The sequence below is a fragment of the Enterobacter cloacae complex sp. 677-3DZ2D5B genome, from assembly GCF_004136695.1.
GTDB classification, from domain to species: Bacteria; Pseudomonadota; Gammaproteobacteria; order Enterobacterales; family Enterobacteriaceae; genus Enterobacter; species Enterobacter hormaechei_C.
The window spans coordinates 193,742-208,720 of record NZ_QFLS01000005.1; the positions used below are offsets into that span (position 1 = coordinate 193,742).

12 protein-coding genes are annotated in these 14,979 nt (G+C 58.5%); 6 read left to right on the forward strand and 6 right to left on the reverse strand.

Going from position 1 to position 14,979, the window contains the following annotated elements:
* The first annotated feature begins 277 nt into the window (after positions 1-277).
* From nrdA to yfaE, 3 genes are all read left to right on the forward strand, one after another.
* A complete protein-coding gene (nrdA, locus tag DD597_RS08105; protein ID WP_003859415.1) occupies positions 278-2,563 on the forward strand; it encodes a class 1a ribonucleoside-diphosphate reductase subunit alpha in 2,286 nt (761 codons plus the stop codon).
* Between the two features lie 108 nt (positions 2,564-2,671).
* Positions 2,672-3,802, forward strand: a complete 1,131-nt coding sequence (gene nrdB / locus DD597_RS08110) for a class Ia ribonucleoside-diphosphate reductase subunit beta (protein WP_023314567.1) — start codon at positions 2,672-2,674, stop codon at positions 3,800-3,802.
* Complete coding sequence (yfaE, locus tag DD597_RS08115; protein ID WP_023324987.1) at positions 3,802-4,056, forward strand: class I ribonucleotide reductase maintenance protein YfaE; 255 nt, start codon at positions 3,802-3,804, stop codon at positions 4,054-4,056. The genes nrdB and yfaE overlap by 1 nt, the downstream gene beginning before the upstream one ends.
* Before the next feature lie 23 nt (positions 4,057-4,079).
* On the opposite strand, the gene glpQ is transcribed toward yfaE, so the two are convergent.
* Both glpQ and glpT read right to left on the reverse strand, forming a co-directional pair.
* Positions 4,080-5,132 carry a glycerophosphodiester phosphodiesterase gene (gene glpQ, locus DD597_RS08120; RefSeq protein WP_023324988.1) on the reverse strand — a complete coding sequence of 351 codons (1,053 nt, stop codon included), beginning with the start codon at positions 5,130-5,132 and terminating at the stop codon, positions 4,080-4,082.
* 11 nt (positions 5,133-5,143) lie between these two features.
* Positions 5,144-6,496: a glycerol-3-phosphate transporter gene (glpT, locus tag DD597_RS08125; protein ID WP_003859423.1), complete on the reverse strand. Its 1,353-nt coding sequence runs from the start codon at positions 6,494-6,496 to the stop codon at positions 5,144-5,146.
* A gap of 250 nt (positions 6,497-6,746) precedes the next feature.
* On the opposite strand from glpT, the gene glpA reads away from it, so the two are divergent.
* The 3 genes from glpA to glpC are packed head-to-tail and all read left to right on the forward strand — an operon-like array spanning position 6,747 to position 10,769.
* Positions 6,747-8,375 (forward strand): anaerobic glycerol-3-phosphate dehydrogenase subunit A, encoded by a 1,629-nt coding sequence (gene glpA / locus DD597_RS08135; RefSeq protein ID WP_015572285.1) that lies wholly within the window; start codon positions 6,747-6,749, stop codon positions 8,373-8,375.
* Entirely contained in the window at positions 8,365-9,582 is a 1,218-nt protein-coding gene (gene glpB / locus DD597_RS08140; protein ID WP_129256083.1) for a glycerol-3-phosphate dehydrogenase subunit GlpB, read from the forward strand. The genes glpA and glpB overlap by 11 nt, the downstream gene beginning before the upstream one ends.
* Positions 9,579-10,769: an anaerobic glycerol-3-phosphate dehydrogenase subunit GlpC gene (glpC, locus tag DD597_RS08145; protein WP_003859431.1), complete on the forward strand. Its 1,191-nt coding sequence runs from the start codon at positions 9,579-9,581 to the stop codon at positions 10,767-10,769. Before glpB ends, glpC begins: the two co-directional genes overlap by 4 nt.
* A gap of 31 nt (positions 10,770-10,800) precedes the next feature.
* On the opposite strand, the gene DD597_RS08150 is transcribed toward glpC, so the two are convergent.
* The 4 genes from DD597_RS08150 to tctD form a co-directional block, all read right to left on the reverse strand.
* Positions 10,801-12,000 carry a nicotinamide mononucleotide deamidase-related protein YfaY gene (locus DD597_RS08150; protein ID WP_032609731.1) on the reverse strand — a complete coding sequence of 400 codons (1,200 nt, stop codon included), beginning with the start codon at positions 11,998-12,000 and terminating at the stop codon, positions 10,801-10,803.
* Positions 12,001-12,094: 94 nt separating this feature from the next.
* A complete protein-coding gene (locus DD597_RS08155) occupies positions 12,095-12,637 on the reverse strand; it encodes a YfaZ family outer membrane protein (protein WP_003859436.1) in 543 nt (180 codons plus the stop codon).
* 129 nt (positions 12,638-12,766) lie between these two features.
* Positions 12,767-14,176 (reverse strand): sensor histidine kinase, encoded by a 1,410-nt coding sequence (locus tag DD597_RS08160; protein WP_039268979.1) that lies wholly within the window; start codon positions 14,174-14,176, stop codon positions 12,767-12,769.
* Positions 14,163-14,837 (reverse strand): transcriptional regulator TctD, encoded by a 675-nt coding sequence (gene tctD, locus DD597_RS08165; RefSeq protein ID WP_017693014.1) that lies wholly within the window; start codon positions 14,835-14,837, stop codon positions 14,163-14,165. The genes DD597_RS08160 and tctD overlap by 14 nt, the downstream gene beginning before the upstream one ends.
* Positions 14,838-14,979: the final 142 nt, after the last annotated feature.

Genomic DNA, 14,979 nt, shown 5'->3' on the forward strand with positions numbered 1-14,979 from the left:
AGCACTCGATCAAATTTTGAATTTTTTTTCTTAATTATTGACATCTCTTCCAGGCCTTACGGCACGAGGACTTAGCCTTTTATACCCTTTCACAACCTCAATTTAACGTCAAAATCAACCCTTGTACTGAAAAGAATCCTTACTAGAATACTCACCATATAGCGTTCTTCTTATCGCAAAACCCCTATATGTAGTATTTATCCACAGAGTTAGTCACAAGACGGGTCTGTGGATAAGCGGGGGATATTTTTTATTTCACGGACAGGTAAAAACCCACATGAATCAGAGTCTGCTGGTGACAAAGCGCGACGGTACCACCGAGCGTATCAATCTGGACAAAATCCATCGAGTTCTCGACTGGGCAGCAGAAGGACTGAACAACGTATCTATCTCCCAGGTTGAACTGCGTTCTCACATTCAGTTCTACGACGGCATCAAAACGTCTGATATCCACGAAACCATTATCAAAGCAGCGGCAGATCTGATCTCCCGCGACGCACCGGATTATCAGTACCTCGCTGCGCGTCTGGCGATTTTCCACCTGCGTAAAAAAGCCTACGGTCAGTTCGAGCCGCCGAAGCTTTACGATCACGTAGTGAAAATGGTTGAGCTGGGCAAATACGACACGCATCTGCTGGAAGACTATACGGAAGAAGAGTTCGAGCAGATGAACGGGTTTATCGATCACTGGCGCGACATGAACTTCTCCTACGCGGCGGTGAAGCAGCTCGAAGGCAAATACCTGGTTCAGAACCGTGTAACCGGTGAGATCTACGAAAGCGCCCAGTTCCTCTATATTCTTGTGGCCGCCTGCCTGTTCTCTAATTATCCACGCGAAACCCGTCTGGACTACGTGAAGCGTTTCTACGATGCGGTGTCGACGTTCAAGATTTCTCTGCCTACGCCAATCATGTCTGGCGTGCGCACCCCTACCCGTCAATTCAGCTCCTGCGTGCTGATCGAGTGCGGTGACAGCCTGGATTCCATCAACGCGACCTCCAGCGCCATCGTGAAATACGTTTCCCAGCGTGCCGGTATCGGCATCAACGCCGGTCGTATCCGTGCGCTTGGCAGTCCAATCCGCGGCGGTGAAGCGTTCCACACCGGCTGTATCCCGTTCTACAAGCACTTCCAGACGGCAGTAAAATCCTGCTCTCAGGGCGGCGTGCGCGGTGGCGCTGCGACCCTGTTCTACCCGATGTGGCACCTGGAAGTGGAAAGCCTGCTGGTTCTGAAGAACAACCGCGGCGTGGAAGGCAACCGCGTGCGTCACATGGACTACGGCGTGCAGATCAACAAGCTGATGTACACCCGCCTGCTGAAAGGGGAAGACATCACCCTGTTCAGCCCATCCGACGTCCCGGGCCTGTATGACGCGTTCTTCGCCGATCAGGATGAGTTCGAGCGTCTGTACACCAAATATGAAAAAGACGACAGCATCCGTAAGCAGCGCGTGAAGGCGGTCGATCTGTTCTCCCTGATGATGCAGGAACGTGCTTCTACCGGCCGTATCTACATCCAGAACGTTGACCACTGCAACACCCACAGCCCGTTCGATCCGGTGGTTGCCCCAGTGCGCCAGTCCAACCTGTGCCTGGAGATCGCCCTGCCGACCAAACCGCTGGACGATGTGAACGACGAAAACGGCGAAATCGCGCTGTGTACGCTCTCTGCGTTCAACCTGGGTGCGATTAAGAGCCTGGACGAGCTGGAAGAGCTGGCGGTGCTGGCTGTTCGTGCCCTCGACGCCCTGCTGGACTACCAGGATTACCCAATCCCGGCCGCGAAACGCGGTGCGATGGGGCGTCGTACCCTGGGTATCGGCGTGATCAACTTCGCCTACTGGCTGGCGAAAAACGGCAAGCGTTACTCCGACGGCAGCGCCAACAACCTGACGCACCAGACGTTCGAAGCGATTCAGTACTACCTGATGAAAGCGTCCAACGAGCTGGCGAAAGAGCAAGGCGCGTGCCCGTGGTTCAACGAAACCACCTACGCGAAAGGCATTCTGCCAATCGACACTTACAAGAAAGACCTGGATGCGATCGTCAGCGAGCCGCTGCACCTCGACTGGGAAGGCCTGCGCGAGTCCATCAAGACTCACGGCCTGCGTAACTCCACGCTCTCTGCCCTGATGCCGTCCGAGACCTCTTCGCAGATCTCCAACGCCACTAACGGTATTGAGCCACCGCGCGGGCACGTCAGCATTAAAGCGTCGAAAGACGGCGTGCTGCGTCAGGTGGTACCGGATTACGAAACGCTGGGTGACAACTACGAGCTGCTGTGGGAAATGCCAAACAACGACGGCTACCTCCAACTGGTGGGTATCATGCAGAAGTTTATCGACCAGTCGATCTCTGCCAATACCAACTACGACCCGACGCGCTTCCCGTCCGGCAAGGTACCGATGCAGCAGCTGTTGAAAGACCTGCTGACCGCCTACAAATTTGGCGTGAAAACGCTGTACTATCACAACACCCGTGATGGTGCGGAAGACGCCCAGGACGACCTGGCGCCGTCAATTCAGGACGATGGCTGCGAAAGCGGCGCATGTAAGATCTAATAAATTCCCTCACCCTAACCCTCTCCCACAGGGAGAGGGAACTCTTTCCCCCTCTCCCTGTGGGAGAGGGCCGGGGTGAGGGGAAATAACACCACAGGACTCACCGCAATGGCATATACCACCTTTTCACAGACGAAAAACGACCAGCTCAAAGAGCCGATGTTCTTCGGCCAGCCGGTCAACGTGGCACGCTACGATCAGCAAAAATATGACATCTTCGAAAAGCTGATTGAAAAGCAACTCTCCTTCTTCTGGCGTCCGGAAGAAGTTGACGTTTCCCGCGACCGTATCGATTTCCAGGCGCTGCCGGAACACGAAAAGCACATCTTCCTCAGCAACCTGAAGTACCAGACGCTGCTGGACTCTATTCAGGGACGTAGTCCGAACGTGGCGCTGCTGCCGCTAATCTCGATTCCTGAGCTGGAAACCTGGGTAGAAACCTGGGCGTTCTCCGAGACGATCCACTCCCGCTCTTACACCCACATCATCCGCAACATTGTGAACGATCCGGCGGTGGTGTTTGACGATATCGTCACCAACGAACAGATCCAGAAGCGCGCCGAAGGCATTGCGCACTACTACGACGAGCTGATCGAGATGACCAGCTACTGGCATCTGCTGGGCGAAGGCACGCATAACGTGAACGGCAAAACCGTTACCGTAAACCTGCGGGCCCTGAAAAAGCAGCTCTATCTGTGCCTGATGAGCGTCAACGCGCTGGAAGCAATCCGCTTCTACGTGAGCTTCGCCTGCTCCTTCGCGTTTGCCGAGCGCAAGCTGATGGAAGGTAACGCCAAAATTATCCGTCTGATCGCCCGTGACGAAGCCCTGCACCTGACCGGTACCCAGCACATGCTGAACCTGCTGCGCAGCGGTGCGGACGACCCGGAGATGGCGGAAATCGCCGAAGAGTGCAAACAGGAGTGCTACGACCTGTTCTTGCAGGCCGCCCAGCAGGAGAAAGAGTGGGCAGACTACCTGTTCCGCGACGGCTCCATGATTGGCCTGAACAAAGACATTCTGTGCCAGTACGTGGAGTACATCACTAACATCCGCATGCAGGCTGTGGGTCTCGATCTGCCATTCCAGACGCGCTCTAACCCAATTCCGTGGATCAATACCTGGCTGGTGTCCGATAACGTGCAGGTTGCGCCGCAGGAAGTGGAAGTGAGTTCTTATCTGGTCGGTCAGATTGATTCTGAAGTCAACACCGACGACCTGAGCGACTTCCAGCTCTGATGAGCCGCGTAACGCTGAGCCTTTCTGGTACAGAGGTGTTGTGCCAGGAAGAGCATCCTTCTCTGCTGGTGGCGCTTGAAGCGCATCAGGTGGAGGTAGAGTACCAGTGTCGTGAAGGCTATTGCGGTTCGTGCCGCTGCCGTCTGGTCGCAGGCCAGGTGGACTGGCTGACCGAACCGCTGGCCTTTATCAATGAAGGGGAAATTTTGCCCTGCTGCTGCCGGGCAAAAGGCGATATTGAGATCGAGATGTAAAAAAGGGCCTTACGGCCCTTTTTCTATTTTAAGAACGTCACCGCTTTATCCGGGAAATCCGTAAACAGCCCGTCCACGTCCGCCTGCTTATACAACACCTCGTAAAGCTGATTCACATCGGTGGCATATGGCGGCAGCTGATCGGCACGCACCGTGTACGGATGCACCTGCATCTTGCTGGCGTGCGCCTCTTTCACCATCGCCGTCAGCTTCACGTGGCCAGGCGTTGAGCCTTCCGCCACCAGCATGTGATAATCCGGCCCGATGCCGTCAGCGTACTGCGCAATCTGCTTCATCGCGCCCGGCTTGAACATCCAGTCGTAGCTGTAATTCATCCACTTCCCGTCCGGCTGTTTCTCCTGGGTTTCATTCCAGTCGGTATAGGCAATCAGCTGCACCAGATTGAGATCCATCCCCATCTTCGGCTCCAGCTCGGTTTTGATGCGCTTCAGCTCGGCGGCGTCAAAACACTGCAGGAAAACCTTATCCTGCTTGCTGGTGTAGCCGTACTTTTTCAGTACCTCCAGCGTCTTCGCGGCAATGTCCTTCCCTTCCTGATGGTGGAACCATGGGGCTTTGATTTCCGGGTAGATGCCGATGTTTTTACCGGTGGAGTGGTTCAGTCCCTGAACAAACTCAATCTCTTCCTGGAAGGTATGGATCCGGAAGTCAGATTTGCCCATCGGGAAACGTCCCGGATAGACCTGCACCTTCTTGCCGTTTTCAATCTCGAAGCCTTCGGTGAACTTCAGGGAGCGGATCTCCGCCAGCGTGAAGTCGATAGCGTAGTAGCGACCATCTTTACGGGCGCGATCCGGGAAACGCTCTGCCACGTCCGTCACGCGGTCAAGATAATGGTCGTGCAGGACGACCAGCTGGTCGTCCTTCGTCATCACCAGATCCTGCTCCAGATAATCCGCGCCCTGGGCATAGGCCATCGCTTTTGCCGGCAGCGTATGCTCCGGCAGATAACCGCTGGCGCCACGGTGGGCGATCACGATCTTATCTGCCGCCAGCGCGGAGCCTGTCATCAGGCCCGCCAGCAGCAGGCCGGTTGCTAACTGAGTTAATTTCATCGCAATGCTCCTTATTGACGACGCGCCAGCACTTCGGCGTGGTGACGTTTTTCACCAATCATCACAACAACCAGCAGCAGTACCGCCAGCACGCTTCCGCCGATCATCACCATAAAGCCGCCGTCCCAGCCGAAGAAGTCAACGGTATAGCCCACAATGGCGCTCGCCGCGACCGAACCGCCGAGATAGCCGAACAGACCGGTAAAGCCCGCAGCCGTGCCTGCCGCTTTCTTCGGTGCCAGCTCCAGCGCGTGCAGGCCGATCAGCATAACCGGACCATAAATCAGGAAGCCGATGACGATCATACAGGCCATATCCACACCCGGATTACCCGGCGGGTTAAGCCAGTAAACGACCGTCGCGATGGTCACCAGCGTCATAAAGAACACGCCCGTTGCCCCACGGTTGCCCTTAAACACTTTGTCCGACATCCAGCCGCAGATCAGCGTGCCGGGAATGCCCGCGTATTCATACAGGAAATAGGCCCAGGAAGATTTATCCAGCGCGAAATGCTTCACCTCTTTCAGGTAAGTCGGGGACCAGTCGAGGATGCCGTAACGCAGCAGGTAGACAAACACGTTCGCCACCGCGATGTACCACAGCAGCTTGTTCGGCAGCACGTACTTCATGAAGATTTGCTTCGCGGTCAGCTCTTCTTCGTGCTTCTCGCTGTAATCATCCGGATAGTCATTTTTGTACTCTTCAATCGGCGGCAGGCCGCAGGACTGTGGGGTGTCGCGCATCAGAGCGAAGGCGATAATCGCCACCAGAATGGCGCCAAAGGCAGGCATATAGAGCGCCGCGTGCCAGTCGTTGAACCAGGCCATCCCCAGCAGGAACAGCAGCGGCGGAAGCCCGCCCCCGACGTTATGCGCACAGTTCCAGACCGATACAATTCCACCACGCTCTTTCTGTGACCACCAGTGAACCATGGTGCGTCCGCATGGCGGCCATCCCATCCCCTGGAACCAGCCGCAGAGGAACAGCAGCACGAACATGATGGCAATGCTTGAGGTCGCCCACGGCACAAAGCCCATGAACAGCATCACCGCTGCCGCGAGGATCAGACCGGCGGGCAGGAACACGCGCGGATTCGAACGATCCGACACCGACCCCATAATGAACTTTGAAAAACCGTACGCGATGGAGATCCCCGACAGCGCAAATCCCAGATCGCCGCGAGAGAAGCCCTGCTCCACCAGGTACGGCATGGCGAGCGCAAAGTTTTTACGTACCAGATAGTACGCCGCATACCCGAAGAAGATCCCGAGGAAGATTTGCCAACGCAGACGGCGGTAGAGAGGATCAATCTCTGCCTCTGGCAGTCGCGCCCGATGTGGCGCAGGTTTAAAGATACTGAGCATAACAGCCTCCGTGGCCTTTCAAAAAATGACCGGGCATCTCGCGCCCGGCTACAGAGGCGGCGATGTTAAGAAATCACGGTGAATGTTACTGTGAATCAACGCACAGATTGTTACAGAAATATGACAGAATGCGCAAAAAAGCGCATGAAATCACGTTTCACTTTCGAATTTCGCGCGTTTATGTTCGAAATCAAACAAACCACACGATCAATGTGGCTAAATGCAAAAAAACGAACATAGAGGAAAGGCAATGACAATTCACGATCCACGCTTCAGCGATGTGATTATCATTGGCGGTGGCGCGACGGGTGCCGGCATCGCACGCGACTGCGCCCTGCGGGGATTGAGCGTCACGCTTCTGGAACGCCACGATATCGCCACCGGCGCGACGGGACGTAACCACGGTCTGTTGCACAGCGGCGCCCGCTATGCGGTCACTGACGCTGAGTCAGCGCGCGAGTGTATCGCTGAAAACCAGATCCTCAGGCGCATCGCCCGCCACTGCGTTGAACCGACCAACGGTCTTTTTATCACCCTTCCAGAAGACGACCTCGGCTTTCAGCAAACCTTTATCACCGCCTGCACGGCGGCAGGCATTCAGGCCGAGGCGATCGATCCTGCGCAGGCGCGCCGTCTTGAACCCTCGGTAAACCCGGCGTTACTGGGCGCGGTAAAAGTACCGGACGGAACCGTTGATCCTTTCCGCCTGACCGCCGCCAATATGCTCGACGCGCGGGAACATGGCGCCCAGATCCTGACCGGGCATCACGTCACCGGGCTTATTCGCGAAGGGAATACCGTGCGCGGAGTGCGCGTGTTTGATGCGCAGTACAACGAACACCGCGAGCTGTATGCCGCCGTCGTGGTCAACGCGGCGGGGATCTGGGGCCAGCGCATCGCGGAATACGCGGACCTGTCGGTGCGCATGTTCCCGGCGAAAGGCTCGCTGCTGATCCTCGACCACCGCATCAATAACCATGTCATCAACCGCTGCCGTAAACCGTCTGACGCCGATATCCTCGTGCCGGGGGACACCATTTCGTTAATCGGCACGACCTCAATGCATGTGGACTACAGCGAAATTGATTACAACCGCGTCACCGCTGAAGAGGTGGATATCCTGCTGCGCGAAGGGGAAAAGCTGGCCCCGGTGATGGCGCAGACGCGTATTCTGCGTGCCTACGCGGGCGTGCGTCCCCTCGTCGCCAGCGATAACGATCCGAGCGGGCGTAACGTCAGCCGCGGCATCGTGCTGCTCGATCACGCCGAACGCGACGGCATGGACGGGTTTATCACCATTACCGGCGGCAAGCTGATGACCTACCGGCTGATGGCCCAATGGGCCACCGATGCCGTCTGCCGTAAGCTCGGCAACACCGCGCCGTGCGTGACGGCGGAACAGGCCCTGCCCGGCTCGCAGCAATCGACAGAAAAAACGCTGCACAAAATCATTTCACTCCCTGCCCCGCTTCGCGGTTCGGCTATTTACCGCCACGGCGACCGCACCCCGACCTGGCTCGGTGAAGGGCGACTCAGCCGCAGCCTGGTGTGCGAATGCGAAGCCGTGACCGCAGGCGAGGTGCAGTATGCCGTGGAAAACCTGACGGTGAACAACCTGCTCGATTTACGCCGCCGCACGCGCGTCGGGATGGGCACCTGTCAGGGCGAGCTGTGCGCCTGCCGTGCCGCCGGGCTGCTGCAACGTTTTCACGCCACCACGTCAACCCAGTCGCTTGCCCAACTCAGCGATTTTTTAAACGAGCGCTGGAAAGGCATTCAGCCCGTCGCCTGGGGCGATGCCCTGCGCGAAAGCGAATTTACCCGCTGGGTCTATCAGGGGCTTTGCGGTCTGGAGAAGGAGCACAACCATGAAATTTGATACCGTGATTGTGGGTGGGGGGCTGGCGGGCCTGCTGTGCGGCCTCAAACTGACGCAGCGGGGTCTGCGCTGCGCCATTGTCACTCGCGGTCAGAGTGCTCTGCACTTCTCCTCCGGCTCGCTGGATTTACTGGGCGCGCTATCGTTCGCCGATCTGCCGCCTGAACATCCCTACCGCCTGACGGGCGCAGAGAATATGGCCCGCTTTGCCTGCGAAACCGAACACCTGCTCACCACCTGCGGTGCACGCATGCAGGGTGACGCCGAGCAAAACCATCAGCGCGTCACGCCACTCGGCACCCTGCGCGCCGCCTGGCTTAGCCCGGAAGAGGTGCCTGTCGCTCCCATCGCTGCCGAGCGCGTGCGGGTGGTGGGGATCAGCGGCTTCCTCGATTTCCAGCCACATCTGGCCGCCGCGTCTCTCAGACAGCAGGGTGTTCAGGTGGATACGGCGGAGATTGTTCTCCCCGAACTCGACGTGCTGCGCGAAAACCCCAGCGAGTTTCGTGCGGTGACCATTGCCCGCCTGCTGGATAATGAAAGTTACTGGCCGCAGCTGTACGCGGCGCTTCAACCGCTCGGCGAGACCTGCGACGCCCTGTTTATGCCCGCCTGTTTTGGCTTAACGGACAACCGGCTCTGGCGCTGGCTCTCGGCGCGCCTGCCCTGTACGCTCGGTTTACTGCCGACGCTCCCCCCTTCCGTGCCCGGCATTCGTCTGCACACCCAGCTTCAGCGTCAGTTTGTTGCCCAGGGTGGCGTCTGGATGGCAGGCGACGAGGTGAAAAAAATCACCCTGGCTGAGGGCGCGGTAAGCGAAATCTGGACCCGCAACCACGGCGACATCCCGCTTCGCGCACGCTTTACGGTGCTGGCAAGCGGCAGTTTCTTCAGTAACGGTCTGCTGAGCAGCCGGGATGGCGTGCGTGAGGCAATACTCGGGCTGGATGTCCGGCAAAGCGCTTCCCGCGCGGACTGGTATCAAAGCGATTTCTTCACCCCGCAGCCCTGGCAGCAGTTCGGCGTGATCGTCGACAGCCAACTGCGCCCGCGGCTGGGCGGGGAACCGGTTGAAAATCTTTACGCCATCGGCTCGGTTCTGGGCGGGTACGATCCCGTGGCGCAGGGCTGCGGTGGCGGCGTCTGCGCCGTCACCGCGCTGCATGTCGCGGAGCAGATTATCCAGCGCAGGGAGAGAGCACAATGAACGACACCCGATTTGAAAGCTGTATCAAATGCACGGTCTGCACCACGGTTTGCCCGGTCAGCGGCGTCGATCCGCGCTATCCCGGCCCGAAACAGGCCGGTCCCGACGGGGAGCGTCTGCGCCTGAAGGATGGCGCGCTCTACGACGAGGCGCTGAAATACTGCATCAACTGCAAACGCTGCGAAGTTGCCTGCCCGTCGGACGTGAAAATAGGCGATATCATCCAGCGCGCCCGCGCCCGCTACAGTACGAAAAAACCGACGCTGCGTGACGCGATACTGAGCCACACCGATCTAATGGGCAGCCTCTCGACGCCTTTCGCACCGGTCGTCAATGCCGCCACCGCCCTGAAGCCGGTGCGCAGGCTGCTGGATGCGACGCTCAAAATCGACCATCACCGCAGTCTGCCGAAATATTCTCACGGCACCTTCCGCCGCTGGTATAAATCCGTGGCGGCAGAACAGGCGCAGTTCGCTGAGCAGGTCGCCTTCTTCCACGGCTGCTACGTGAACTACAACCATCCGCAGCTGGGAAAAGACCTGCTGAAAGTGCTGAACGCCATGGGGACGGGCGTTCAGCTGCTGAGCAAAGAAAAGTGCTGCGGCGTTCCGCTGATTGCCAACGGTTTCATCGACAAAGCGCGCAAGCAGGCGAGCAGCAACGTCACCTCTTTACGTGAGGCGATCGTCGACAAAGGGATACCGGTACTGGCGACGTCATCAACCTGTACCTTCACGCTGCGCGATGAATATCCGCATCTGCTGGATGTGGATAACACCGGCCTGCGCGAGCACATTGAGCTGGCGACCCGTTTTCTCTGGCGCAAGCTGGACAGCGGGCAGACGTTACCGCTGGGCAAATTGCCGCTGAAGGTGGTGTATCACACGCCATGTCATATGGAGAAGATGGGCTGGTCGATCTATACGCTTGAGCTGCTGCGGCTGATCCCGGGGCTGGAGCTGACGGTGCTGGACTCACGCTGCTGCGGCATCGCTGGCACCTACGGATTCAAGCGTGAAAACTACCCAACGTCACAGGCCATTGGCGCGCCGCTGTTCCGGCAGATTGAAGAGAGCGGCGCAGATATCGTGGTGACGGACTGTGAAACCTGCAAGTGGCAGATCGAGATGTCCACCAGCAAACGCTGTGAACATCCCATTACCTTGCTGGCAAAAGCGCTGGCGTAACCGTTGCCGGGGACACTGCCCCGGCACACTCTCACTCTACGAACAGCGATTCCACGACGTTGATCCAGCCGTGCTCACTGGCGACCTCTTTCCCGTTCAGCCAGCGGCGCAGCATGTTCAGCGCCATCATCGCGCACACCTCCTGACGTACGGCCAGGCTGTGGCGGGTAATGCTCATCCTGACGCGCAGGGCGTGCGTTCCTTCCGGCGTTGCCAGGGCAAAGTTGAGGTGCTCCTCATCCAGCCCGCCCACAAACAGCGCCAGTCCGGCGAAATGCTTCACTCTGCGCTCGGATGCCCAGCGCGCCGTCTGCGCCAGCGTCTCCTGCTGGAACGGCACCACTTCACTGGCCAGCAGCGGCGCACCCGCCCGGGTAAGCTGAAGCGCCAGAAGCCCACCGGTAAACTGCTCGCTTAACGTCACGCTCAGCTGGCGGGACTGCAAATGCGCTGCGATCTGCGCCGGTAGCCCTTCCGTGCCTTCGAAAATCAGGCTTTCCCCGGCGACGCGCCGCACTTCCGGCCACAGTGCCAGCATAGCGGCTTTCTCTGACGCCGGTCCGGTCAGCTTCAGTTCAATAATCGGCATGGAGGAGCGATAGCCCATCGACACGCCGGGAGGCAGTTGCAGGTGATCGAGGCTCTGAGCAAGATCGCTTTCCGAGCGACCAAAGGTGGTCAGACGCAGGCACAGCGGCGGTTCAGGCAGCGTAAAGCGCGCGCGCAGGCGCGGCAGGATCTGCTGCTCGACCATCACTTTAAATTCCGACGGCACGCCCGGAGTGAAGAACATCAGGCAGCGGTTCAACTGAACGGCAAACCCGCAGGCGGTGCCGACCGGGTTATCAATCAGTTCCGCGCTGGCGGGAATTTCAGCCTGCTTGCGGTTGCTGGGGGCCATCACGCGGCCACGCCCGGAGAAAAAGCGCTCCATCTGCGCCAGCCACGCCTCGTGCAGGACCAGGCCTTCGCCTTTGGCCGTGGCGGCGGCCAGCGCGCTGAGATCGTCGCTGGTGGGTCCCAGCCCGCCGTTCACAATCAGCACGTCGCAGCGTTCGCTGCGCTCGCGCAGAACGTTGACCAGCGACTCAAGGTTGTCACCTACGGTGTTGCGGCGCGTTAACGGTAATCCTTGCTCAAAGAAGAGATCGGCGAGCCAGGCGGCATTGGTATCAATGATTTGCCCATGAAGCACTTCGTCGCCAGTGGATAACATTTCCACGTTTATCATTGTGTTCTCCCATTTCAATGGTCAAAACACTATAGCGCAATCAAAGACTGGGGGAAGAGAGAAACTGGCGCGACTGAACGCCGCGCCGAGAGGATTAGAAACCGGCGCTAACGCCAACGTACGGGCCGTCTGCCAGGGCGTTGTCGCGGTTGCCGTCTTTACCGGCCAGGTTCAGATAGCGATAACCCGCTTCGATGGTGATTGGACGCATGATGGTCCAGCGCGCGCCGGCGTTAGCTTCCTGATAGCTGTCGATGCCGCTGGAGAGGGAATCAGGAGAGTAGTAGTACTCACCGAACAGGCCAAAGCTGTCGCCAATTTTCCACTGCAAGCCGCCGCCCACTGCCGCCGCGTAGCCTTCGTCGCCGTCGTTCGGGTTGGTGTAAATGCCTTTACCGCCGACGGTCGCCAGGAAGGGACCCAACGGCACGTTGAAGCCGAGGCCCAGGCTTGCCGCATCGCCGTCGTCGTCGTTATGCGTCCAGCCGCCGGTCATTGCCAGGCCTGCGCTGTCCGTGCCAAGACCGAAGCCCAGATGGGTATAATCTTGTCCCGCCGAGCCGTTGAAGGAAATTGCGTTTGCCGCTGCTGAAACAAACATCAGGCCGCTTAAGCCCATTAATGCCACTTTTTTCATTGTCGTGATCCCGCACAATTTATTCAGAGATGTCCAAAAACCGCGAGATTTTAACCTGCCTGCCTGTGTGATCAATGGACTCCGCGTGCGGCAGGCAATTAGTTTGTAACGATTTGATAATATCGGCATTTATATCAGCATCAGAAAGCGCATTTTCACGCTCAGCCCACCCAGATTTTCACTGGGCATCAGCTGAAGATGGCTGCGGTGCAGGCGGGCAATATCGTTAGCCAGCGCCAGGCCAATGCCGGACCCGGCGGCATCACCCACGTTTTCCAGACGATGAAACGGCAGCATGGCCTGGGAGATCTGGTCTTCAGCAATACCCGGTCCGCTGTCCTCCACGCTCAGCTCAACGGCATCGTTAGCCGTGCGCAGGTACACCGTCACGATGCCCTGCTCCGGCGTGTATTTGATCGCGTTCTCCAGCAGGTTGGCGCAGAGTTCACCCAGCAGCACGTCATCACCCTCAATCATTACCGGCTGCTGTACGCCGTCATAACCGAGATCGATACCCTTGCTGCGCGCCTGCGTCAGCCGGGAAAAGCAGCAGTTTTGCACCACCTGCACCAGATCGACAGGGGCAAACTGTCGCTCCCCCTGCTCTTTTCGCTTCACCGCTGAAAGCTGCAACAGCCTTTCCGTCAGCACGATGGTGTTATCCAGCGTGACGTTCATCGCCCGTAAGCTCTCCTGCCACAGGGCCGGATCGTTACGCGTCAGGGCAACCGATACCTGGGTTTTCAGCACCGCCAGCGGCGTTTTGAGCTGGTGTGAGGCGTCAGCATTAAAGCGCGCCTGTCGCGAAAGCACGCCGCGTAACCTGTCGATATAGCGGTTAAATGCCACAATCAGCAGCCGCGTTTCCGACCAGGGCAGCAGCTCCGGCAGCGGGGCCAGTAGCCCGGGCTCACGGCGCACCATCAGCGAAGAGAGCTGCCGCATCGGGCGCAGCACGCGACGCAGCAGCCACGCGGTCAGGACCAGCGTCAGCAGCACCAGCAGCCCCTGCGACACGAGCGAGGAAAACAGCAGCTGAGTGGCCAGATAGCGCCGCGACTGCAACGTTTCGGCGACGTAGATTTCCGCCATGCCGAACACACTCTCCTCGTTAACCGGCTGGAGCAGCTTCGCCACGCGGATCGCCTGCCCGCGATACTCGGTATGATAAAACCACGCCAGCGCCGGATAGTGGGAGGTCCGCGACGTGGAGGGGGGCATATTCGGCAGATCGTCATAGCCGGAGATCGTCCGCCCGTCAGGGTCCACGACCTTGTAGTAGAGGCGATCGTTCATGTTCAGCTCGAAGCTGTCGAGCACGACCCACGGCACGTTCACCTGGAGCTTGCCGTTGTGCACCACCAGCCGCTCTGACACCGTGCGCGCCGAGGATAACAGCGTGCGGTCATAGGCCTGCGTCGCCGCCTGTAGCGCGCTAACGTAGCTGTTAAAGGCTGACAGCCCCCATAACAGCAGCAGCGGCAAACCCAGAAAAAGCAAAAGTTGCAGGTAAAGCGACTGCGGCTTAACCCACTTCATCGCCGCACTCCAGCACGTAGCCCAGCCCCCGGAGGGTGGTGATCCGCACGCCGCTGCCGGTCAGCTTCTTACGCAGGCGGTGAATATAGAGATCGATGCTCTCGGGGCTGACGTCGTCGTTCAGGCTGAATACCTGGTCGAAAAGCTGTTGCCGGGAGACGGGACGGGTCCGGCGGTGCATCAGCACCTTCAGCAAAGAGAGTTCGCGCGGCGTGAGGGAAAGGGGTTCATCGCGCAGCAGAAAAAAGCCTTCATCATCGTACTCCAGCTCTCCCAGCCGCTGGCGCTCCTGGGTTCGCCCTTCACTGCGGCGCAGCAGCGCACGCAGGCGGGCATCAAGCTCCTCCAGCTCGAACGGTTTCGGCAGGTAGTCATCCGCCCCGGCATTCAGCCCCTTAACCCTGTCTGCCACGTTGCTGCGGGCGGTAAGAAACAGCACGGGCAACGTCTGCCCGCGCTTTCTCAGCCGATGCACCACCTCCAGCCCGTCGAAACCGGGCATGCCGATATCAAGGATCGCGACGGCATAGTTTTCTCCCTGCAAAAGATGATCGGCCGCCCGTCCATCGTTGACGCAATCCACGGCAAATCCGTTTTGTACCAGCGCTTTTTCCAGCCAGTGAGCCAGCTCACGATTATCTTCCGCGAGTAAGAGACGCATATCACATCCTGTAAAGTTGGTGTCGCAGTGAAAGGGAAATGAAAGGTTATTGTTTTAACAATCACGCAACGGAACCGCTACAAGGTGGTTCACATAATCAGAAAAAAGACACCCGTACCCGTACTCCCGGTTCTCCGGCGTG

Bases quoted from the DNA above. Each gene is read 5' to 3' on its own strand.
- glpQ (WP_023324988.1), bottom strand. From the start codon at position 5,132: ATGAAATTAACTCAGTTAGCAACCGGCCTGCTGCTGGCGGGCCTGATG.
- yfaE (WP_023324987.1), top strand. From the start codon at position 3,802: ATGAGCCGCGTAACGCTGAGCCTTTCTGGTACAGAGGTGTTGTGCCAG.
- glpT (WP_003859423.1), bottom strand. From the start codon at position 6,496: ATGCTCAGTATCTTTAAACCTGCGCCACATCGGGCGCGACTGCCAGAG.
- glpC (WP_003859431.1), top strand. From the start codon at position 9,579: ATGAACGACACCCGATTTGAAAGCTGTATCAAATGCACGGTCTGCACC.
- nrdA (WP_003859415.1), top strand. From the start codon at position 278: ATGAATCAGAGTCTGCTGGTGACAAAGCGCGACGGTACCACCGAGCGT.
- glpB (WP_129256083.1), top strand. From the start codon at position 8,365: ATGAAATTTGATACCGTGATTGTGGGTGGGGGGCTGGCGGGCCTGCTG.
- DD597_RS08150 (WP_032609731.1), bottom strand. From the start codon at position 12,000: ATGATAAACGTGGAAATGTTATCCACTGGCGACGAAGTGCTTCATGGG.
- tctD (WP_017693014.1), bottom strand. From the start codon at position 14,837: ATGCGTCTCTTACTCGCGGAAGATAATCGTGAGCTGGCTCACTGGCTG.
- DD597_RS08160 (WP_039268979.1), bottom strand. From the start codon at position 14,176: ATGAAGTGGGTTAAGCCGCAGTCGCTTTACCTGCAACTTTTGCTTTTT.
- DD597_RS08155 (WP_003859436.1), bottom strand. From the start codon at position 12,637: ATGAAAAAAGTGGCATTAATGGGCTTAAGCGGCCTGATGTTTGTTTCA.
- glpA (WP_015572285.1), top strand. From the start codon at position 6,747: ATGACAATTCACGATCCACGCTTCAGCGATGTGATTATCATTGGCGGT.
- nrdB (WP_023314567.1), top strand. From the start codon at position 2,672: ATGGCATATACCACCTTTTCACAGACGAAAAACGACCAGCTCAAAGAG.